The following is a 19933-nucleotide window of genomic DNA, read 5'->3' as shown; positions in this document are numbered from 1 at the left end:
GCACATCACGCTCGCAGCCGGATTTCTGCGGCAGCAATTTCAACCGGAGTTTTATTCTCTTATGCCAAGCGACAGTCACAGTCGATTGTTTCAGCCGTCAAGGCAGTTCGTGATCTGATCGCTTGCGGTCAGCTTGCACGGTCTGCCTTTGACGGCGGATCGACAGAAAGGCAAGCCCATGACCGACAACAACTTCTTCCCGGAAGTACTCAATGTTGCCGACCTCCCTGCTGCTGCCATCGCAAGCCGCATTGCGGACATGCGTACCGGCGACGCAGTGGAACTCGTTAACGAACTCGATGCCGATGATGCAGTCGCCGTCATCGCACAGCTTTCACACGAAGATGCCATCCGTCTGCTCGACCAGCCGGAGCTGCACCGTGCTACCGAAATCATTGCTACCCTCCCGCCCGGCCTTGCAAGCCTCCTGCTCGACGGCATGTCGGCGGACCGTGCAACTGACGTCTTCCAGGAACTGGAAGATGACGACCGTTCACGCCTGTTTCCTATCCTCGCGCCTGAAACCAAAGCCGCGCTGAAGAAATTGATGGGCTATCCGCCAAATACGGCGGGCTCGCTCATGACCATCGAATTCATCGCTGTCCCTTCCAACTGGAATGTCGGCCAGACGCTGGAACATATCCGCAAGGTGGAGCGCACACGCGAGACGGTTTATGCCATCTATGTGGTCGATCCGGTCAGCCGCGTTCTGTTGGGCGTGGTTAGCTTGCGTCGCCTCATCATCCGCCAGCCGGACGAGCCGATCCTGTCTATTGCACGCGATGACGAGCCGATCACGATTTCGCCTCTGGCGAGCCGCGAGGAAGTAGCTCGCCTGTTCCGCAAGCACGATCTTCTGGCCGTACCTGTCGTGGACGAAAGCCGCCACATCATCGGAATCGTAACCGTTGATGACGTGCTCGACGCCATGACGGAAGAGGCAAGCGAGGACGCTTATCGTTTTGGCGGTATGGAGGCGCTCGACAAGCCCTATATGCGCATCGGCTTCGGCGAGATGCTGAAGAAACGTGCTGGCTGGCTCGGCATCCTTTTCCTCGGTGAAATGCTGACGGCAAGCGCGATGCAGCATTTCGAACTGGAGCTTGAAAAGGCGCTGGTGCTGACATTGTTCATCCCGCTCATCATGTCTTCGGGCGGCAATTCAGGCTCGCAGGCAACCTCGCTGATTATTCGCGCGCTCGCCTTGCAGGAACTGAAGCTCAAGGACTGGTGGCGTGTCGCCTTGCGCGAATTGCCAACGGGACTGGCTCTTGGCAGCTTCCTCGGCGTGATCGGCATCATCCGTATTGCCATCTGGCAGACGCTCGGCATTTATGATTACGGCGAGCACTGGATTCTGGTGGCCGCAACTGTCGGCATGGCATTGGTCTGCATCGTGACATTCGGCTCGCTGACGGGCTCCATGCTGCCCTTCATACTGCAAAGGCTTGGATTCGATCCGGCCAGCGCATCGGCGCCTTTCGTCGCTACATTGGTCGATGTGACGGGTCTTGTGATCTATTTCAGCGTCGCGCTGGTGATCCTCTCCGGCACGCTGTTGTAGGTCTGACTGACAAAAAACTGACAGATTGACGGTGTAAAAGCCCATTGAAAACTGGGCTTTTTGTCTTAAATACGGGGCAGTTTCGCGCTGCCCCTTTCAAAAATGCAAAAAAACCTGTAAGAGCGCCGCATTGTTTTTCCGCGCGGGTCATGTTGGCGCGGCTCCCAACTCATATAGAAGTGATCTCCATATGGAATTGCGTAATATCGCTATTATCGCACACGTCGATCATGGCAAAACAACACTGGTCGATGAACTCCTGAAGCAGTCCGGTTCGTTCCGTGACAACCAGCGCGTTGCAGAACGCATGATGGATTCCAACGACATCGAAAAGGAACGCGGGATCACCATTCTCGCGAAGGCCACTTCGGTCGTCTGGAAAAACACGCGCATCAACATCGTCGATACGCCAGGCCACGCCGATTTCGGCGGTGAAGTTGAGCGTATTCTTTCGATGGTGGACGGCGCTATCGTTCTCGTTGATGCTGCCGAAGGCCCGATGCCGCAGACGAAGTTTGTCGTCGGCAAGGCGCTGAAGGTTGGTTTGCGTCCGATTGTTGCGATCAACAAGATCGACCGTCCGGATGGTCGTCATGAAGAAGTCATCAACGAAGTGTTCGATCTCTTCGCCAATCTCGACGCGACCGACGAACAGCTTGACTTCCCGATTCTTTACGGTTCAGGCCGTAACGGCTGGATGGCGCTGAACCCGGAAGGTCCGCAGGACGAAGGTCTGGCTCCGCTTTTCGATCTGGTTCTCAAGCACGTTCCGGCGCCGAAGGTTGCCGAAGGTCCCTTCAGCATGATCGGCACCATCCTTGAAGCCGATCCATTCCTCGGCCGCATCATCACCGGTCGTATTCATTCGGGCTCGATCAAGTCGAACCAGGCAGTCAAGGTTCTGGGTCAGGACGGTACGCTGCTCGAAACCGGCCGTATTTCCAAGATCCTTGCTTTCCGGGGTATCGAGCGCCAGGCCATTGACGAAGCACAGGCAGGCGACATCGTTGCAATTGCCGGTCTCTCCAAGGGCACCGTCGCCGACACGTTCTGCGATCCATCGGTAAGTGTTCCGCTGGAAGCGCAGCCAATCGATCCTCCAACCGTGACCATGTCTTTCATCGTCAATGACAGTCCGTATGCGGGCACCGAAGGCGACAAGGTGACGAGCCGCGTTATCCGTGACCGTCTGCTCAAGGAAGCTGAAGGCAACGTTGCGCTCAAGATCGAGGAATCGAACGAAAAGGATTCGTTCTTCGTGTCTGGTCGTGGTGAATTGCAGCTTGCAGTTCTGATTGAAAACATGCGCCGCGAGGGCTTCGAGCTTGGCGTTTCGCGTCCGCGCGTCGTCATGAAGGACGGCGAGAACGGCGAAAAGCTGGAGCCGGTGGAAGAAGTCGTCATCGACGTCGATGAAGAATATTCCGGCACGGTCGTGCAGAAGATGTCCGAGCGCAAGGCCGAGATGGTCGAACTTCGTCCTTCGGGCGGTAATCGCGTCCGTATGGTTTTCTATGCGCCGACCCGTGGTCTCATCGGCTATCAGTCGGAGCTTCTGACCGATACGCGCGGCACGGCGATCATGAACCGCCTGTTCCATGATTATCAGCCTTACAAGGGTGAAATCTCGGGCCGTAACAATGGCGTTCTGATTTCCAACGATCAGGGCGAGTCTGTTGCTTACGCGCTCTTCAACCTTGAAGATCGCGGCCCGATGATTATCGACGCAGGCGTCAAGGTTTATCAGGGCATGCTGATTGGCATCCACTCGCGCGACAACGACCTTGAAGTCAACGTCCTGAAGGGCAAGAAGCTCACGAACGTTCGCGCTTCGGGCAAGGATGAAGCCGTGAAGCTGACGCCGCCGATCAAGATGACGCTGGAACGCGCTCTGTCGTGGATTCAGGACGACGAGTTGGTTGAAGTGACGCCGAAGTCGATCCGCCTTCGCAAGCTCTACCTCGACCCGAACGAGCGCAAGCGCTTCGAAAAGAGCGGCAAGTCAAGCGCTGCATAAGTTCGACAGCATAAAAGGAAACGGCGCCATCAGGCGCCGTTTTTGTTTGTATGCTTATCGCTCGCCGCGACGATAAGGCTGCATCAGCGCCTGCGGGACACGTGCGCGGCGCGCCATGACGATCAGCGCCACAATCGACATGATGTAAGGGATCATCAGGAAGAGTTGGTAAGGCACGACCTTGCCGTAGACCGTCTGCAGGCGTAACTGGAACGCGTCGAACAGCGCGAACAGAAGCGCGCCCAGAAGTGCGCGGGCAGGCTTCCACGAGGCGAAGACGACAAGCGCGATACAGACCCAGCCGCGCCCCTGCATCATTGTCGGGAAGAACGAGTTGAAGGCGGAGAGCGTGAGGAATGCACCGCCGACAGCCATAAGCGCGCTGCCGAACATGATCGTGAAGATGCGCACGCGGATCGGGTTGATGCCCTGCGCTTCGGCAGCATGTGGATTTTCACCAGTCATACGGATCGCAAGGCCAAGCGGCGTGCGGAAAAGCACATAACCAAGCAGCAGTGCCAGAGGAATGGCGATCCACGTGAGCGCCGTTTGCGTGCCAAGCACCTGTCCGACGAACGGGATATCTGCAAGCCAGGACGGATTGATCGGCTGGAATGGTGTGATCGTCGGCGGAGTTGAAGAGAGCGGCACCAGAAGACGAAACAGGAAATAGCTAAGGCTCGATGCAAACAACGTGATGCCCAAGCCCACAACATGCTGCGACAGGCCGAGCGGGACGGTGAGCGCTGCGTGAAGCAGGCCGAACAAGGCGCCGGATGCTGCCGCTGCGAGCACGCCCACCCAGAGATCCGCGCCATTATAGACCGTCAGCCAGCCGATCATCGCGCCGAAGGTCATGATGCCTTCTATGCCGAGATTGAGCACGCCCGCACGCTCGCAATAAAGCGCGCCGAGCGTACCGAAGATCAGCGGCGTTGCAATGCGCAGGACCGAAACCCAGAGGCCTGCGGACAGCAGGATATCCATCAACTCGTTCATCGGGCGATCCTGTATTGGGTGAAGAACAGAGCAACCAGCATGGTCAGGAGCGACAGAGCCACGGTGACATCGGCAATGAAGCTTGGAATGCCGATGGCACGGCTCATGCCGTCAGCACCAACGAACATTGCGGCTGCAAAAAGCGCTGAGAAGATCGCGCCGATAGGATTCAAATTGGCCAGCATGGCGACGATGATGCCGGAATAGCCGAAACCGGGCGAAAGGTCGGTCGTGACATAGCCTTTCACGCCCATGACCTGTATCGCGCCTGCAAGGCCAGCGAGGCCACCGGAAATGCAGGCGACTTTCACCAGCGTCTTGCCAAGCGGAACGCCTGCAAAGCGCGCGGCGCGCGGATTAAGACCTGCAGCCTTGGTTTCAAGCCCGAACACGGTGCGCTTTTGCACATAAGCGATGATGAGAGCCAGAGCGATGGCGATAATAATACCGATATGCAATCGCATGCCCGCCATGATTTTGGGCAGCACTGCCGCATCCGGCACAGGCTCGGATTGTGGCCAGCCAAAGGCGAGGGGGTCTTTCATCGGACCTTCGATCATCATCGAGACGATGAGCACTGCAACGAAGTTCAAAAGCAGCGTCGTCACCACTTCATCGACCCCGAAGCGCAGGCGAAGGCCGAGCGGAATAAGCAGGAAAATCATGCCTGCAATCGCACCGACGATGAGCAGCAGTGGAATAAGTATGGGAGCCGGAAGCTGCAATTGCGTGCCACAGGCGACGACCGCGAGAGCCCCCATATAGAACTGGCCTTCGGCGCCGATATTCCAGAGTTTTGAGCGAAAGGCGACGGCAGCGGCAAGGCCGGTCAGCATCAGCGGCGTTGCGCGGGTGAGCGTTTCGGTGATCGAAAGTTTGTTGCCGAAAGCGCCGATCGCGATCTGGCGGAAGGATTCCAAAACCGGCGCACCGGCGGCGGCTATCAGCAGTCCGGCAAGCACGAAAGCGGTCAGGACGGCGAGAACCGGCGCGGTTGCTACCAGCGCCATGGGCCGTGTTTCGCGTCGTTCAATACGCATCAGTTCAGCCCCTTCGTGGTATTTGTCTGCCATTCGCCGGCCATCATCAGGCCCAGCCTTTGTGCATCGGCTTCCTCGGCATCGATCGGCGGCGATAGCCTGCCTTTGACGATGGCCTGAACCCGGTCGGCAAGGCCGATAATTTCATCGAGGTCTTCCGAGATCAGCAGTACGGCAGCTCCCTTGGCGCGTGCTTCCAAAATGCGGGCATGGATGGCCGCGACGGCACCTTCGTCGAGGCCACGCGTCGGCTGTGCCGCGATCAGGATACGCGGGGCGGTTTCCAGATTACGACCCAGAATGAGCTTCTGCATATTCCCGCCGGAAAGCAGGCGAATGCGGCTATCAGGCGTGCCGCCGCGCACATCAAAATCCTTGATGATGCGGTCGGTAAATTCCCGCGCAGCCGTCCGGTTGACCAGAAGACCATTGGAGAACTGCGGATCACGCACGCGTTCCAGTACAGCATTTTCCCAAAGTGTCAGGTCACCGATTGCGCCTTCCGCATTGCGATCTTCCGGAATACGGCCAACACCTTCCGCCACAAACTGGCGCGGGTCGAATTTGGTGACGGTCTGCCCGAACATGACAAGTTCGCCGTTTGCCGGTTGGCTGAGGCCTGAAACAAGACGCCCGAGCGCTGCCTGCCCATTGCCCGACACGCCGATGATGCCGAGCGTTTCACCAGCGCGGAGGTGAAAGTCGAGATCGCTGAGGCGCGTCGCGCCATCTTCCACGACCGTTACATTCTTCGCTTCCAGCAAGGTTTCGCCGGGCGTGGCCGCAGCGCGCGAAGGGCGCGAAACGCGACGGCCGACCATCAGTTCGGCGAGTTCTTCCTTCGAGGTTTCGGAAGCCTTGCGCTCCGCCACAAGCTTGCCGCCGCGCAGGACGACAACGCGGTCGGCTGCTGACATGACTTCATGCAGCTTGTGCGAGATGAAGATCAGCGACAGGCCCTGACGCGCCATCTCTTTCAGTGTCGCGAACAGGTTTTCGGCTTCCTGCGTGGTCAGAACGGCGGTCGGCTCGTCGAGGATCAGAATGTCGGCTTCGTTATAAAGCGCTTTCAGGATTTCAACGCGCTGTTGTTCGCCGACAGAAAGATCGCCAAGCCGTGCATCGGGATCGACCTGCAGGCCGAAGCGTCCGGCGATGTCGGCAATCTTGGTGCGCGCGGGGCCATGCGCTGATTTGAGCTTCCAGAGGCTTTCAGTGCCGGTGATGATATTTTCAAGCACTGTGAGGTTGGGCGCGAGCGTGAAATGCTGGTGCACCATGCCTACGCCCGCATCAATGGCAGCGCGGGGCTTGCCTTGCGGGATTTCCTCGCCCTTGACGAAGACGCGGCCTTCATCCGGCACATAATGGCCGAACAGGATGTTCATCAGCGTGGTTTTGCCTGCACCATTCTCGCCAAGAAAAGCGAGGATTTCGCCGCGCTCAAGCTTCAGCGAAATATTGTCATTGGCGGTAAGCTGGCCAAATCGCTTGGTGATGTTCTGTAGTTCAAGAACGGTCGTCGTCATATGTTCAACCCCGCAACGGGAAATCTGTGCTGCCAGCGCTGATCCTCCTCCAGACGCTGGCCAAGGTTCAAAAGCAGCCGGTCAGCGCCCATTGGTGCAACGAGCTGCAAGGCGACCGGCATGTCGTTAGCGTCGGTTCCAAAGGGAAGCGAGAGTGCCGGGAAACCGGAAATATTGGCAAGTGCTGCATAAGGCGCGAAGGCATTCATCTTCTGCCAATGCGCATCGACATCGCCGTGATCCATGGGAAAGGAACCGAGCGGCATCGGTCCGCGCGCGAGCATAGGCGTAATCAGTACGTCGATGTCGCGGAAAATCTGCCACAACATATGTGCGGTGCTGACGGCTGCGTTCATGGCGCGGTAAAGCGCGGTGGCTTCCATGCGCCGCCCGCGCTCCGCAACCGCACGGGTAAGCGGTTCAAGCCTGTCTTCGTCAAGGGCCAGAAAATCGATTGCAGCAGCGAGATTGACGGAAATGATGCGGTCGAACGCGCGCGCGCTGGAAGCGATCAGCGGGCTGAATTCCGAAGCGGGGATTTCGCGAATTGCGTGCCCCTGCGCTTCAAGGAAACGCGCTGCCTCTGCCACAACCTGCAAGCGCTCTGATGTGATTGGATAGTTTGCGAGATCGCCGGTCACGATGCCCACACGAAGGCGGTTCGGCAAATCGCCCGCCTGCATCGCTGGGTCAGGCAGAAAGCCTTCCGTGTTGCCTTCGACAAGCGGCAAAAGCGCTTTTGCGTCGCGCACTGAACGACAAAGCGCAAATTCGCTCGCAATGCCTGCAAGATAATTGCCGAAATGCGGACCCGCTGGCATGGCGCCCCGGCTTGGTTTCAGACCGACGAGACCACAGGTTGCAGCGGGCACACGAATGGAACCGCCAGCGTCGGTTGCATGAGCGATTGCGACTATCCCGGCTGCGACGGCTGCCGCCGCTCCGCCGGATGACCCGCCGGGTGAAAGCCTTTTATCGAAGGGATGGCGTGCAGGCGGTGCTCCCGCTGGCTCGCTCGCAAGCGCCAAGCCGAATTCTGGCACGGTGGTGGTGCCAAAAAAGTTGAGTCCGGCTGCGCGCAGCCTGCGACCGAGTTCGGAATCCATCTGCGGTGAGGCATTGAGGAATGCCTGCGAGCCGAGCCGGATCGGCAGACCGCCACAGGGGCCGCCCAGATCCTTGAACAGGGAGGGAACGCCCGCGAAGGTCGCTCTGGATGGCGCTGCATCGAATGCAATTGCACCGGCACGGCCCAGATCGCGATCGAGATATGCAATGGCGCCCAACGGGCGCCATTTTTCTGCTGCGTCGAGAGCGGCATCCATGGCCTGTTCGGCACTCAGGATTCCTTCCGCAATCGCCTGCGCGAGCGCGGTTGCATCCTGCTGGTTCATGTCGATTGCCACGGAATGACTGCCCGTCTTACTTTGGTTCGGCCGGGTTCGGCTTGTACTCGAACTTGCCTTCCTTCAGTTCCACACGACGGGCTTCCATCTTGGCTTCTGCTTCGGCAGGGGCAATGCCCTTGACGTAGATGATGTCGTTGCCGCCTTCCTTCATCAGGCTGAATGGCGTGTAATCCTTGCCGGTTGCCTGGCTGGCCTTCACGTCGGCGATAGCCGCATTGAGGATCGGGCGGAAATTCCAGATCGCATTGGCAAAGACCGTATCGGGGTAACGCGGCGTATAGTCGATCAGCGAGCCGATGGCCTTGATGCCGCGTTCCTTGGCGGCGTCTGCCGTGCCGATGCGCTCACCGAACAGGATGTCCGCGCCAGAGTCGATCTGGGCAAGACCGGCTTCGCGTGCCTTTGGCGGGTCGAAGAAGGTGCCGATGAACGACGCGATGAACTTCGCGTCAGGCCGGGTTTCCTTCACGCCGTCCTGAAAGGCATTGATGAGCATGTTGACTTCCGGGATCGGCACGGCACCGACCGAGCCGAAGGTGCCGGATTTGCTCATCGCGCCTGCAAGCATGCCTGCGAGATAGGCAGCCTCGAAGTTCCAGGTGCCGAAAACACCGAAATTGTCGCCTTGCGGTTTGCCCGAGGAGCCCATGACGAAGGCCGTCTGCGGATAATCGCCTGCCACCTGACGCGCTTCGCGTTCGACGGCATAGGATTCGCCGACGATCAGCTTGATGCCCTGTTCGGCATATTCGCGCATGGCGCGGGGATAGTCGCTCGCTGAAACTCCCTCGGAAAAGACATATTCGATGACGCCTTCGTCGTTGGCCTGCTTCAGTGCATCGTGGAGACGCGAATTCCACGCGTTTTCGACTGGCGAGGCGTGGATGCCTGCTACTTTCAGCTTTTCATCGGCAGCGAAGACCCGGGTGGTCATTGCCGATGCGCCCAGTGCTGCAGACATTGCGAGAATGTCGCGACGGGTAAAGTTCGGTGTTTTGATGATTTTTGTCATTTGGTCAGGGACCCCTCATGTGTGTTTTCGGCGCGTGGGTGCGCGCAGCCGGTTGCTTCGTTTTGACGTGCGGATTTCATGAGCAACGATTTCCATCATTGCCCAAACCACCTTTAATTCAAGAAGATTCTAAAGCTGGCCGACTGGCGCGTAGTCAGCCCCGTCAACCGAAGACGGACGGCCTTCGAGGTTGATACGGCTTATGCGCTGCGGGGTTTCGGCAATCACCTTGCCGCGCTTCACGACCTTGAGGCGGTTTGCCTTGAGGCGCAGCGCTTCAATCGGGTCGCGTGCCTGCAGCACCACGAAATCGGCATTGCAGCCCTTCGCAAGGCCATAGCCTTCAAGGCCCAGCGCCTTGGCGGAATTGACGGTGAGCGCATCGAAAACCTGTTTCTTGCCTTCGATGGAGGTCATCTGTGCGACATGGATCGCCATGTGGCCGACTTCCAGCATGTCACCGGAACCCATCGAGTACCAGGGGTCCATCACGCAGTCATGGCCGAACGCGACATTGATGCCAGCAGCCATCAGTTCCGGCACGCGGGTCATGCCGCGGCGCTTCGGATAGGTGTCCGCACGGCCCTGAAGCGTGATGTTGATGAGCGGGTTCGGAATGGCATTCATCTTGGCTTCCGCAATCAGCGGAATGAGCTTCGAGACGTAATAATTGTCCATGGAGTGCATGGAGGTCAGGTGCGAGCCGGAAACACGGCCCTGCAGGCCGAAGCGCATGGTCTGCGCCGCCAGTGTTTCGACATGGCGCGACATTGGATCGTCGCTTTCGTCGCAATGGATATCGACCGGCAGGCCGCGTTCGGCGGCAATGCGGCACAGTTCTTCCAGCGAGGCTGCGCCATCGGCCATGGTGCGCTCAAAATGCGGAATACCGCCGACGACGTCGAGGCCCATATCGAGCGAGCGGTTGACGAGTTCGACCGCCCCCGGCGAACGGTAATAGCCATCCTGCGGGAAGGCGACCAATTGTAGGTCAATGTAAGGCTTCACCTTCTCGCGCACTTCGATCATCGCTTCAGCGGTGAAGAGGCGCGGATCGCTGACATCGACGTGGCTGCGAATGGCAAGCAGGCCCTGGCTGACCGCCAGATCGCAATAGCGCAGCGCGCGCTCGACCATGGCCTCAACGGTCAGTATCGGCTTTAGTTCGCCCCAAAGCGCGATACCTTCGAGAAGGGTACCGGAACGGTTGAGGCGCGGCAGGCCGAGCGACAGGGTCGCATCCATGTGGAAATGCGGATCGACGAAAGGCGGGGTTACGAGCCGGTCAGTTGCATCGATTTCCTGAGCAGCCTGATGCTCACCCTTGGAGGGCACGATATCGGCAATCTTGCCGTCCTTGACTAAAATGTCCTGCTTCTCGCGACCGTCGGGGAGATTGGCGTTTCTCACGATCAAATCGAACATCGGCAGGACCTTTCATCTGGGTATGCAAGAACAGAGCTCAAAAATATGGGCTCATTTTTCAATTGCCTTATACCCTATATCAGGTGGGCGCAATGCCGGGGAAGTTGGAAGGGGTCGTCATCCTCAATGGAAAATGCTAGGCCCCGAAATCATCTTTGTAGGATTGCCATGTTCACGATCAGTCGCGTTGAAACCTTTAGTCAGGAGATCAGGAAAAGTCGGTTTCTGGCCATCGCCGCGCCTGTTGCGAGCGAGCAGGCGGCGAAGGATTTTTTGAGCGAGCATTCCGACCTGTCGGCAAGCCATAATTGCTGGGCCTGGCGCATGGGGCAGAACTACCGTTTCAGCGACGATGGCGAGCCGAGTGGCACGGCAGGAAAGCCGATCCTGCAGGCAATCGATGGCCAGCAACTCGATAATATTGCAGTTGTAGTCACGCGCTGGTTCGGCGGCATTCTTCTGGGAAGCGGGGGCCTGATGCGCGCTTATGGCGGCACGGCTGCAACCTGCCTGCGACAGGCGGAGAAAACAGAAGTTATTCCGCTGGTCGGATTTCAGTTCGCCTGCGATTTTTCAGATCATGCGCTGCTGAAAGCCCGTCTGACAGCGGTGGAAAACCTCGCCATCACGCAAGAGAACTTCACTGGCACCGGCGTGGAGATCGCGGGCGCCATGCCCATTGCCATGCGAGATGAACTATCCCGCCTCGTCACCGATCTGACGCGCGGAAAGACCGTCATCAAGTTCGATGATTAGATCATGCCCGTCGTATATTGCTGGCGCTTGTTCTCATACATCAGCAGGTCGGCGCGCTTGGCAACGGTTTCCAGCTTTTCGCCTGACATACTTGTCGCAGAACCGATGGAAAGATTGAGCTTGAGCTGGGAATAATACTGGTTGTTGATATCGACCAGCCGCTGAATATCCTCAACCATGGCCTCCGCACCGCGCTCATCCACATAAGGCAGCACAACTGCGAATTCGTCGCCGCCAATGCGCGCCGCGTGGCCCGGCTGCTTCACGGCTTCATTCAGCACTTCGCCGATGCGCCGCAGCAACCCGTCACCTGTCGCATGGCCCCATTGGTCATTCGCAGCCTTGAGGCCATTGAGATCGATGATGATGACAGAAACGGGCGTATGGCCCTTGCGTTCAAGCCGGTTCAGTTCATCGACATAATAGGCGCGATTGTGAAGCTTGGTCAGAACGTCGTGTTTGCCCAGATATTCCAGATAGGCTTCTGCCTTCTTGCGCGCAGTGATGTCAGTCAGCGCGATCTGTACCAGAGACCAGTCTGTTTCATGCCCCGGCAGAACCGAGAATTGCAGAAGGACATGCCTTTCGGAGCCGTCGAGCGCGTAATTGACCACTTCGCGACGCTGGAACAGGACACCGTTCCAAAGATCGATCAACTGTTCGCGGAACGATGATTCCATCTCGTCCTTGAAGATGTGCGGCAGGTTCTGCAGCAGCGTCTTCTTGTCGGATGCGAGGAAGAGGGCAGTTGTCTCGGTGTTGACTTCGAGAACCCGGATTTCGCTCATACACTGACGCACGAATTCTGGATGCACGTCGGTAAACACCCGAAAATCAACAATGCCGCGCTGACGCACATCGTCCATCAGTTGCTTGATGCGACTGAAATCCTCGACCCAGAGCGAGACCGGCGAATGCTCGAAAAGTCCCTGCGCGTGCTGCTTGTGCCGGTCCTCTTCGCGGCGGGCATTTTCGCGCGCGGTCACATCCTCAATGGAAAGCAGAACCCGCTCCCAGGTGTGCTCATAACCGGGCAGCACGACACCCTTAAGCTGAATATCCAGCCGCTTGCCGCCGAGCGAATAATTGATGGTGTCGCTCGAGAACGCATTGCCGCCGTTCCACAGCTGGACCATCTCGTCGATATGCGGGTCCAGCATGTCGTCGCGAAAAACGCGTTCGAGATTGGCGACCAGATGGCTGACGCTGTCTGCCTCGAAAAGCGAAAGCGTCTTGCGGTTGACCTTCAGGACCCGGATATGGCTGGTGCAGATGCGAAGCCGGGTCGTGTCTTCATGTAGGAAAGTCCTGAGATCGGTAACGCCAAGCGCTCGCCATTCTTCGAACTGCTTGCGCAGGCCGCTATAATCCTCAAGCCACAGGGAAATTGGCGCAAGGTCAAAAATATTGGCGCTGTCACTCAAGGCAGATTCGATATTCATGGATTTCCCGCTCGACCAATGGCTTTCCGCATTTCCGAACACTGAAATGTTCAGTATGCGTCCAAACCGAATTCTCTTTTCCCATCGGGAAAAGCCGCGATGGTTTATTGGGAGCGCGTTATATTACGAGCGGCTCAGATAAACTAGAGGTTTTATTGTTCTGCAACTTCGCTTTCTACGCAAAACACAAAGGGCGGCTCCCAAAGGTGCCGCCCCATTTATATATAGGTGGCTATCAATTCTCTATCGGCAGCCGATGGCGAACGAGTGTTGTCCAGTAAGAGCAACCCCATGCAATGACATCGTCGTTGAAGTCATATTTTGGATGATGGAGATTGGCGCTTGGGCCGTTGCCGATATTGATCATCGCGCCCGGCACCTCGTTCAGCATGAAGGCAAAATCTTCACCACCCAGCGTCGCCGGCATGTCGCGCGTCACACGGTCGGAACCCGCGACCGCTTCTGCGGCGATTGCAGCCAGTTCGGTTTCCTGCTCGTGATTGACGGTGACTGGATAGCTGCGCTGATAGTCGAGCGTCGCCTTGGCGCCGAAGGCATCGGCAATGCCCTGCACGGCGCGGGTCAGCTTTTCCTCGATATGGTCGCGCACTTCCTCGCGAAGCGTGCGGACCGTGCCGGTGAGGCGGATTTTCTGCGGAATGACGTTGAATGCATCGCCGCCCTGAATGGTGGTGATCGAGATCACCGCGGAATCCAGCGGGTCGATGGTGCGCGCGGTCAGCGTCTGGATTGCCTGAATGAGCGCTGCCGTGACGGGAATGGGGTCGATGGTCTGGTGCGGCGAAGCGGCATGTCCGCCAACGCCCTCAATGGTGATGTCCAGAACATCGACCGATCCCATGATCGGGCCGGAATTGATGGTGAAATGACCGACTGCGAGGTTTGGACGGTTGTGCATGCCATAGACCTCATTGGCCGGCCAGCGCTTGAACAAACCGTCGTCGATCATCGCCTTGGCGCCTGCGCCGCCTTCTTCGGCGGGTTGGAAAATCACGATGACTGTGCCGTCGAAGGCGCGGCTTTGCGCCAGTTCGCGGGCAGCGCCCAGAAGCATGGTCGTATGCCCGTCATGGCCGCAGGCATGCATCTTGCCCGGCACTTTCGACGACCATTCAGCGCCGGTTTCTTCGAGGATCGGCAGCGCATCCATGTCGGCACGCAGGCCGATGGCCCGACCCGAGCGGTTCGACTGCCCACGAATGACGCCGACAACGCCGGTGCGTCCAATGCCGGTCACGACCTCATCAACGCCAGCGGCGCGCAGCGCTTCGGCGACCTTTTCCGCCGTCCGGTTCACATCGTAAAGCAGCTCGGGGTTTTCGTGCAGGTCACGACGGAACGCGACGAGTTCGTCGAGCTGGTTCGACGTCCAGTTTTCAACCGGCATGTCAGGCTCCTTTTGTGTTGTTTTCAGTCGTGTCGAGGCGATAGCGGAAATCGCAGTGGCTTGCGCCCTTCATGATGGTCTGCGTGCGTTCCAGCTTCATATCGGGATTGTAGCCGATGCAGAAATCGCCATCGCGATTGCAGGAAAGCAGATGACCGATATGGCCAAGACCCATCTCGCGATACATTTCCGAATAGCGGCAGCGCGTAACATTGAAATCGAAATGATCTTCGCCCTGCGAAATCACGTCGATCTCCAGCGCGTTTTCTTTCGTCCAGAGCGGCTGGATGTCGGCAAAGTCCTGTATCGTCGGCGTGTGGCCCAGCTCGTCTGCAAAGCTCTTGCCCTGTTCGATGGCCGAGCGGCTGACGGCTTCGCCGATTGCTGCCTGCGCTTCTTCCTCGCCAGAACGTTCGCGAATAACTTCGTAGACGTTCTTGAGAACCAGCGCTTCGATGCGGCGACGTTCGAGAATTGACATTTGATTCATGGACCTGACCTTTCACATGAACATTAAATGAGATGCGTTAGAGATTTGGCTCGGTGAGATCCTTGCGCCGAAGCCATGCGAGATAGAACGGTGCAATTTTTCGGGCGACCTTATGAAAAGGCAGCGGTGCCGGTTCCGAGACGGGAAGGGCAAGCTCCTGTACCGGCTCGCCGTCCAGCGCGCGTGCGAATTCACGCCCAAGCGATGTGCCAAGCGCAACACCGCGCCCGTTGCAGCCGATCCACGCCCAGCCATTGGGGCCGAGCTGATGAACGCGGGGAAAGCGATCCCATGTCATGCCGATATAACCGCTCCACACATGGGTGATTTCCGGCTCGCCAAGTGTGGGGAAAGCTTCCGCCATGTTACGCGCTGTCTTGCGCTTGACGCGTTCGGCGATGTTGAAATTACCCATCACCACGCCGCCGGTAATCAGCCGGTTGCGGGCATCGTAGCGGAAAAAGCGCAGATCGCCGCGCGTATCGGAAACCGCCTGCCGTCCGGGCAAAATTGTTGCCCGCAGATTATCGCTGACGGGCGCGGTCGCCATCTGCCACGAGAGTACCGGTACGATGGTGCGGGCCAGGCGCGGGGCAAGCCCTTCGCGCAGTTCGCCGGTATAGGCATTGGTCGCCAGAAGGAAGCCTTTGGCGCGCACTGTGGCGCTGGCGGTCTTGACCTCCCAGTGGTCGCCCACCTGGGCATAGGAGATGACCGGGCTTTGCTCGTGAATGATCGCGCCGTGGTGTTCGGCAGCGGCTGCAAGCCCGCGCGCGAAAGCCAGCGGGTTGATATGGCCTCCGGTCGGGTTGAACATACCACCATACCAGAAATCGCTTCCCAACAGCCGCGATGTGGCGGTGCGGTCGAAAAACTCTGCCGGGAAGCCGAAGCGTTTCCATGCATCCACACGGGTTTGCGACAGCTTCACCCGACCCGGCGAATGGGCAGGCTGGAACCAGCCGTTCTGCTCGGCCTCGGCCTCGATGTTTTCATCGCGCACGATGGAAAACAGAATGTCGGCACTATTGCCGATCAGTCTGGCAAAACGTTCACCTGATGCGCCATAGCGTTTGGCGATTGCATCGGGCTCGGCGGAAGTCATGGTCGGTATGACCTGCCCGTTGTTGCGCCCCGATGCGCCCCAGCCGACAGCATTGCCTTCCAGCAGGATGACACGCTTGCCGCGTTTTGCCAGATGGAGTGCTGCCGAAAGCCCCGTAAAACCGCCACCGACGATGGCGACATCGGCTTCCGCGTCATCGGTCAGCGGCTTGGCCGGTATGCGGGCAGGGGCAGTAGCAGCCCAGATGGAGGGTGGAAAGACTATGTTCTGCATGGCTTCACGCATTTTCCAAACGAGGCGGTGTCCAGCCCTTGCCGGGAATGGAGGCAAGCAGGCGCTGTGTATATTCATGTTGCGGGTTGGCGAAGACTTCGGCTGTCGGTCCTGTTTCTGCGATCTCGCCCTTCGACATGACGATGATGCGGTCGCAGAGCTGGGCGGCGACACGCAAATCGTGCGTTACGAAAAGCAGCGACAGGTTGAGCCGTTCGCGGAGGTCGGCAAGAAGACGCAGAACCTGCGCCTGTACCGAGACATCGAGCGCCGACACCGGTTCGTCCGCGACGATGATGCGTGGCTCCAAGGCGAGTGCACGGGCGATGCCGATACGCTGGCGCTGCCCGCCGGAAAATTCATGCGGAAATCGGTCGGCGGCAGCGGGCGAAAGCTCGACCAGCTCCAGCAACTCGCGGGCCTTTGCGTGCGCCTCTGCCTTCGGTACGCCATGGACGATTGGCCCCTGTGCAATCAGGTCAACGACGCGGCGGCGCGGGTTGAGCGAGGCCATCGGGTCCTGAAAAACCATCTGGATGTCCTTGCGCATGGCACGTACTTCCCGCGGGCTGGCGCTCAGAAAATCTCTGCCATTCACATCGACCTCGCCGCTATCGGCTTCCAGCAGACGCGTGACGATGCGCGAAACGGTTGTCTTGCCGGAGCCGCTTTCGCCAACGACGCCCAGCGTCTCGCCCTGACGTAGTTCGAACGAAAGGTCCTTCACGGCAGGAACGGCGCTGCGTTTGCCACTGAGCAAGCCGCCGCGCGCCTTGAAGGTTTTGCGTAAAGCGCTCGCCTTGAGAATGACCGGCTGAGCATCCACCGATGGCTTGGGTTCAGGTGGCGTGAGGGCTGGAACCGATGCAATCAGCGCCTTTGTGTAAGCGTGCTGCGGATGATTCAGCACTTCACTTGCCCGGCCTTCTTCGACCAGTTCGCCAAGCCGCAGCACGGCAACGCGGTCGGCAATTTCCGCCACCACGCCGAAGTCATGCGTGATGAACAGAATGCCGGTATTGTGTTCGCGTTGCAGGTCGCGGATCAGTTTCAGGATTTGCGCCTGCGTGGTCACATCGAGCGCCGTGGTCGGTTCATCGGCGATGATGAGACGCGGTTTCAGGATCAATGCCATCGCAATCATGACACGCTGACGCTGTCCGCCCGAAATCTGGTGCGGATAGGCGTTATAGGCGGATTCCGGGTCTGGAATTTTTACCTCTGCCAGCATGTCGAGCACGGCGGCCCGGCGCTCCTTGCGTCCGAGCTTTGTGTGCAGGCGCAACACTTCATCGATCTGCCAGCCGACCGTCTTCTGCGGGTTGAGTGCGGTCATCGGCTCCTGAAAGATCATGCCGATCCGGTCGCCGCGCAGCTTCTTCATGTCAGCTTCGCTGAGCGAATAAAGGTCAGTGCCTTCAAGCCTGATCGTGCCATGGGTTACGCGCACATGCGGTTCCGGCAGAAGGCGCATGATCGCGCCCGCCGAAAGCGATTTACCGGAGCCGCTTTCGCCAACGAGACAGACGATCTCACCGGGATTGATGGTCAGTGTCAGGTCCTGCAAGGCATAGGGACGGTCGGCGCCCTTCGGCAGCGCGATCTGCAGGTTTTTGATTTCAAGAACGGGTGCAGCGGTCATTATTTCTTCTGCCTCGGATTAAGCGCGTCGTTCAGGCCTTCGCCGAGCAGGCTGAAGGAAAGAACGGTGAGCAGAATGGCGATGCCGGGAATGACCGAGCAGAACCAGTCTGTGCGCAGCACGGCGCGACCCTGGCCGATCATGTTGCCCCAGCTTGCATAGTTCGGATCGCCAAGGCCGAGGAAGGCGAGAGCGCTTTCCATCAGGATGGAGGTTGCCATAACCACGGATGCGAAGACGATCACTGGCGGCAGGGCATTTGGCAGGATTTCGCGGAAGATGATCGAGACATTGCCAACGCCCAGATTGCGCGCGGCATCAATGAATTCGCGCTTGCGCAGCGCCAGAAATTCCGCGCGCACCATCCGGGCAGGCGCAGTCCATGACACGATGCCGATGCAGATGATGATATTCTCGATGGAAGAACCGAAGATCGCCACCAGTGTCAGAAGCAGTACGAAGCTTGGAACGGTCTGGAAAGCCTCGGTTATGCGCATCAAAACGTCATCGACCCAGCCGCCATAATAGCCGGCAAGAGCGCCGATGATGATGCCGATCACGATGGAAATCAGGGTGGCCACCACGCCGATCAGAAGCGAGATGCGCGCGCCATGGAAGATGCCTGCCATGATATCGCGTCCGAGCTGGTCGGTGCCAAGCGGCGTTGCAGCATTGACGAATGGCCAGACGAGCGGATCGCCTGCGCGCCGCAGCGGGTCGCCGGGCGCAATGACATCGGCCAGCAACGCGATCAGGACCACGGCGATGAAAAGGATAAGGCCCAGCACGGCAGCGCGGTTGCGGCTGAAGCGTTGCCACAGAATTTTCGTGCGGGAGACCCGCGGGCGGGTGAGGGAGAGGTCCTGTGAAGTCATGACAGTTCGATCCTGGAATCAAGCCGCGCATAGATGAGATCGGTGATGAAATTGACGATCACCACCAGCACCGAGCACAGGAAGATGATGCCCATTAGCGTGTTGAGGTCGCGCTTGATCACAGAGGTGTAGGCAAGCTGGCCAAGGCCGGGCAGCGAGAAGATCGTCTCGATCACGACAGAGCCGCCAAGGACGGTCGAGAACTGGAGCCCGAGCAACGTGACGACAGGCAGGAATGCGTTGCGCATGATGTGATGGAACATCAGCCTTGCACCGCTGGCGCCCTTGGCGCGGGCTGTGCGGACATAATCGAGGTCGGCTACTTCGAGCACGCTGGTGCGCATCAGGCGCATGTAGAAGGCGAGATAGATGAGCGAAAGCGCCGTCGTCGGCATGACAAGGTGCACGGCAATATCCCAGACATTCTTCCAGCCGGTATAAAACCCGGCAATCGTCTTGTAGCCACCGACCGGCAGCCAGCCGAGTTTGACGGAAAAGATGAACATCAAGATGAGGCTGAGAAAGAAGCTCGGCATTGCATAGAAGACAAGGCCAAGCGTGGAAATCGCATTGTCGGTCAGGGAATATGCCTTGCGCGCCGCAAAAGCCCCAAGCGCAATGCCGAAAATGAAGGCCACCGAAAGCGATGAAACCATGAGCAGGAGGGTCGGCACGAGGCGGGCCATCAGCACATCCAGCACCGGCTGCTCGTAGACATAGGACCAGCCAAAATCGAACTGCGCCAGCTTGGTCATGTAAATCCAGAGCTGTGTCCAGACCGGCTGGTCGAGGCCGTATTCGGTGCGCAGATTGGCGACGAATTGCGGATCTGCGCCGCCCATGTCTCCGACAAGTGCATCCACGGTATCGCCGGGCGCGAGCTTGATCAGCAGGAATGACCCGATCATGATGAGAAGAATGACGGGGATCGCCTGCAAGATGCGCCGCAGCGCAAAAGTCAGGATCGGGGGCAGGGGCATTGCGGG

General features: G+C 58.6%; 16 protein-coding genes. 3 read left to right on the top strand and 13 right to left on the bottom strand.

From position 1 onward, the window contains the following. Positions 1-178 precede the first annotated feature (178 nt). Positions 179-1564 carry a magnesium transporter gene (mgtE, locus tag HWX93_RS02100; protein ID WP_176036327.1) on the top strand — a complete coding sequence of 462 codons (1386 nt, stop codon included), beginning with the start codon at positions 179-181 and terminating at the stop codon, positions 1562-1564. Positions 1565-1754: 190 nt separating this feature from the next. Then, on the top strand, positions 1755-3581 hold the full coding sequence (gene typA / locus HWX93_RS02095) for a translational GTPase TypA (RefSeq protein WP_109987500.1): 1827 nt from the start codon (positions 1755-1757) through the stop codon (positions 3579-3581). A gap of 54 nt (positions 3582-3635) precedes the next feature. Here the strand turns inward: typA and HWX93_RS02090 are convergent, their stop codons facing one another. The 6 genes from HWX93_RS02090 to HWX93_RS02065 all read right to left on the bottom strand — a co-directional run bounded on the left by HWX93_RS02090 (position 3636) and on the right by HWX93_RS02065 (position 10995). Continuing rightward, positions 3636-4580, bottom strand: a complete 945-nt coding sequence (locus tag HWX93_RS02090) for an ABC transporter permease (protein ID WP_109987499.1) — start codon at positions 4578-4580, stop codon at positions 3636-3638. Beyond that, positions 4577-5620, bottom strand: coding sequence for an ABC transporter permease (locus HWX93_RS02085; protein WP_109987498.1), 1044 nt, complete (start codon positions 5618-5620; stop codon positions 4577-4579). Before HWX93_RS02085 ends, HWX93_RS02090 begins: the two co-directional genes overlap by 4 nt. After that, positions 5620-7149 carry an ABC transporter ATP-binding protein gene (locus HWX93_RS02080; RefSeq protein ID WP_176036326.1) on the bottom strand — a complete coding sequence of 510 codons (1530 nt, stop codon included), beginning with the start codon at positions 7147-7149 and terminating at the stop codon, positions 5620-5622. Before HWX93_RS02080 ends, HWX93_RS02085 begins: the two co-directional genes overlap by 1 nt. Further along, positions 7146-8543 (bottom strand): amidase, encoded by a 1398-nt coding sequence (locus HWX93_RS02075; RefSeq protein ID WP_176036325.1) that lies wholly within the window; start codon positions 8541-8543, stop codon positions 7146-7148. Before HWX93_RS02075 ends, HWX93_RS02080 begins: the two co-directional genes overlap by 4 nt. A gap of 28 nt (positions 8544-8571) precedes the next feature. Beyond that, positions 8572-9570: a BMP family protein gene (locus HWX93_RS02070; protein ID WP_176036324.1), complete on the bottom strand. Its 999-nt coding sequence runs from the start codon at positions 9568-9570 to the stop codon at positions 8572-8574. A 129-nt stretch (positions 9571-9699) separates the two neighbouring features. After that, complete coding sequence (locus HWX93_RS02065; RefSeq protein WP_176036323.1) at positions 9700-10995, bottom strand: amidohydrolase family protein; 1296 nt, start codon at positions 10993-10995, stop codon at positions 9700-9702. Positions 10996-11163: 168 nt separating this feature from the next. Here HWX93_RS02065 and HWX93_RS02060 point away from each other — a divergent pair, with 168 nt between their 5' ends. Next, the gene (locus tag HWX93_RS02060) at positions 11164-11751 is read left to right on the top strand and encodes an IMPACT family protein (protein ID WP_176036322.1); all 588 of its coding nucleotides are present in this window, start codon (positions 11164-11166) and stop codon (positions 11749-11751) included. Here the strand turns inward: HWX93_RS02060 and HWX93_RS02055 are convergent. The 7 genes from HWX93_RS02055 to HWX93_RS02025 form a co-directional block, all read right to left on the bottom strand. Continuing rightward, positions 11748-13193 (bottom strand): sensor domain-containing diguanylate cyclase, encoded by a 1446-nt coding sequence (locus tag HWX93_RS02055; protein ID WP_176036321.1) that lies wholly within the window; start codon positions 13191-13193, stop codon positions 11748-11750. The two genes, HWX93_RS02060 and HWX93_RS02055, sit on opposite strands and share 4 nt — an antisense overlap. A 235-nt stretch (positions 13194-13428) precedes the next feature. After that, on the bottom strand, positions 13429-14601 hold the full coding sequence (locus HWX93_RS02050) for a M20 aminoacylase family protein (protein ID WP_176036320.1): 1173 nt from the start codon (positions 14599-14601) through the stop codon (positions 13429-13431). Position 14602: 1 nt separating this feature from the next. After that, the gene (locus tag HWX93_RS02045; RefSeq protein WP_109987490.1) at positions 14603-15091 is read right to left on the bottom strand and encodes an L-2-amino-thiazoline-4-carboxylic acid hydrolase; all 489 of its coding nucleotides are present in this window, start codon (positions 15089-15091) and stop codon (positions 14603-14605) included. A 37-nt stretch (positions 15092-15128) separates the two neighbouring features. Then, on the bottom strand, positions 15129-16430 hold the full coding sequence (locus HWX93_RS02040; protein WP_176036319.1) for an NAD(P)/FAD-dependent oxidoreductase: 1302 nt from the start codon (positions 16428-16430) through the stop codon (positions 15129-15131). A gap of 4 nt (positions 16431-16434) precedes the next feature. Beyond that, on the bottom strand, positions 16435-18072 hold the full coding sequence (locus HWX93_RS02035) for an ABC transporter ATP-binding protein (protein WP_176036318.1): 1638 nt from the start codon (positions 18070-18072) through the stop codon (positions 16435-16437). Further along, positions 18072-18947, bottom strand: a complete 876-nt coding sequence (locus tag HWX93_RS02030) for an ABC transporter permease (protein ID WP_176036317.1) — start codon at positions 18945-18947, stop codon at positions 18072-18074. Before HWX93_RS02030 ends, HWX93_RS02035 begins: the two co-directional genes overlap by 1 nt. Then, entirely contained in the window at positions 18944-19927 is a 984-nt protein-coding gene (locus HWX93_RS02025; protein WP_151556616.1) for an ABC transporter permease, read from the bottom strand. The genes HWX93_RS02030 and HWX93_RS02025 overlap by 4 nt, the downstream gene beginning before the upstream one ends. Positions 19928-19933 lie beyond the last annotated feature (6 nt).

Origin of the sequence: Brucella tritici (assembly GCF_902825325.1) — a bacterium.
GTDB lineage: Bacteria > Pseudomonadota > Alphaproteobacteria > Rhizobiales > Rhizobiaceae > Brucella.
Note: the sequence above shows the minus strand (reverse complement) of the source record. Positions and strands in the feature narration are given on the sequence as shown.

Excerpts from the sequence above, each read along its gene's own strand:
- mgtE (WP_176036327.1), top strand. The coding sequence starts at position 179 with ATGACCGACAACAACTTCTTCCCGGAAGTACTCAATGTTGCCGACCTC.
- typA (WP_109987500.1), top strand. The coding sequence starts at position 1,755 with ATGGAATTGCGTAATATCGCTATTATCGCACACGTCGATCATGGCAAA.
- HWX93_RS02090 (WP_109987499.1), bottom strand. The coding sequence starts at position 4,580 with ATGAACGAGTTGATGGATATCCTGCTGTCCGCAGGCCTCTGGGTTTCG.
- HWX93_RS02085 (WP_109987498.1), bottom strand. The coding sequence starts at position 5,620 with ATGCGTATTGAACGACGCGAAACACGGCCCATGGCGCTGGTAGCAACC.
- HWX93_RS02080 (WP_176036326.1), bottom strand. The coding sequence starts at position 7,149 with ATGACGACGACCGTTCTTGAACTACAGAACATCACCAAGCGATTTGGC.
- HWX93_RS02075 (WP_176036325.1), bottom strand. The coding sequence starts at position 8,543 with ATGAACCAGCAGGATGCAACCGCGCTCGCGCAGGCGATTGCGGAAGGA.
- HWX93_RS02070 (WP_176036324.1), bottom strand. The coding sequence starts at position 9,570 with ATGACAAAAATCATCAAAACACCGAACTTTACCCGTCGCGACATTCTC.
- HWX93_RS02065 (WP_176036323.1), bottom strand. The coding sequence starts at position 10,995 with ATGTTCGATTTGATCGTGAGAAACGCCAATCTCCCCGACGGTCGCGAG.
- HWX93_RS02060 (WP_176036322.1), top strand. The coding sequence starts at position 11,164 with ATGTTCACGATCAGTCGCGTTGAAACCTTTAGTCAGGAGATCAGGAAA.
- HWX93_RS02055 (WP_176036321.1), bottom strand. The coding sequence starts at position 13,193 with ATGAATATCGAATCTGCCTTGAGTGACAGCGCCAATATTTTTGACCTT.
- HWX93_RS02050 (WP_176036320.1), bottom strand. The coding sequence starts at position 14,601 with ATGCCGGTTGAAAACTGGACGTCGAACCAGCTCGACGAACTCGTCGCG.
- HWX93_RS02045 (WP_109987490.1), bottom strand. The coding sequence starts at position 15,091 with ATGAATCAAATGTCAATTCTCGAACGTCGCCGCATCGAAGCGCTGGTT.
- HWX93_RS02040 (WP_176036319.1), bottom strand. The coding sequence starts at position 16,430 with ATGCAGAACATAGTCTTTCCACCCTCCATCTGGGCTGCTACTGCCCCT.
- HWX93_RS02035 (WP_176036318.1), bottom strand. The coding sequence starts at position 18,072 with ATGACCGCTGCACCCGTTCTTGAAATCAAAAACCTGCAGATCGCGCTG.
- HWX93_RS02030 (WP_176036317.1), bottom strand. The coding sequence starts at position 18,947 with ATGACTTCACAGGACCTCTCCCTCACCCGCCCGCGGGTCTCCCGCACG.
- HWX93_RS02025 (WP_151556616.1), bottom strand. The coding sequence starts at position 19,927 with ATGCCCCTGCCCCCGATCCTGACTTTTGCGCTGCGGCGCATCTTGCAG.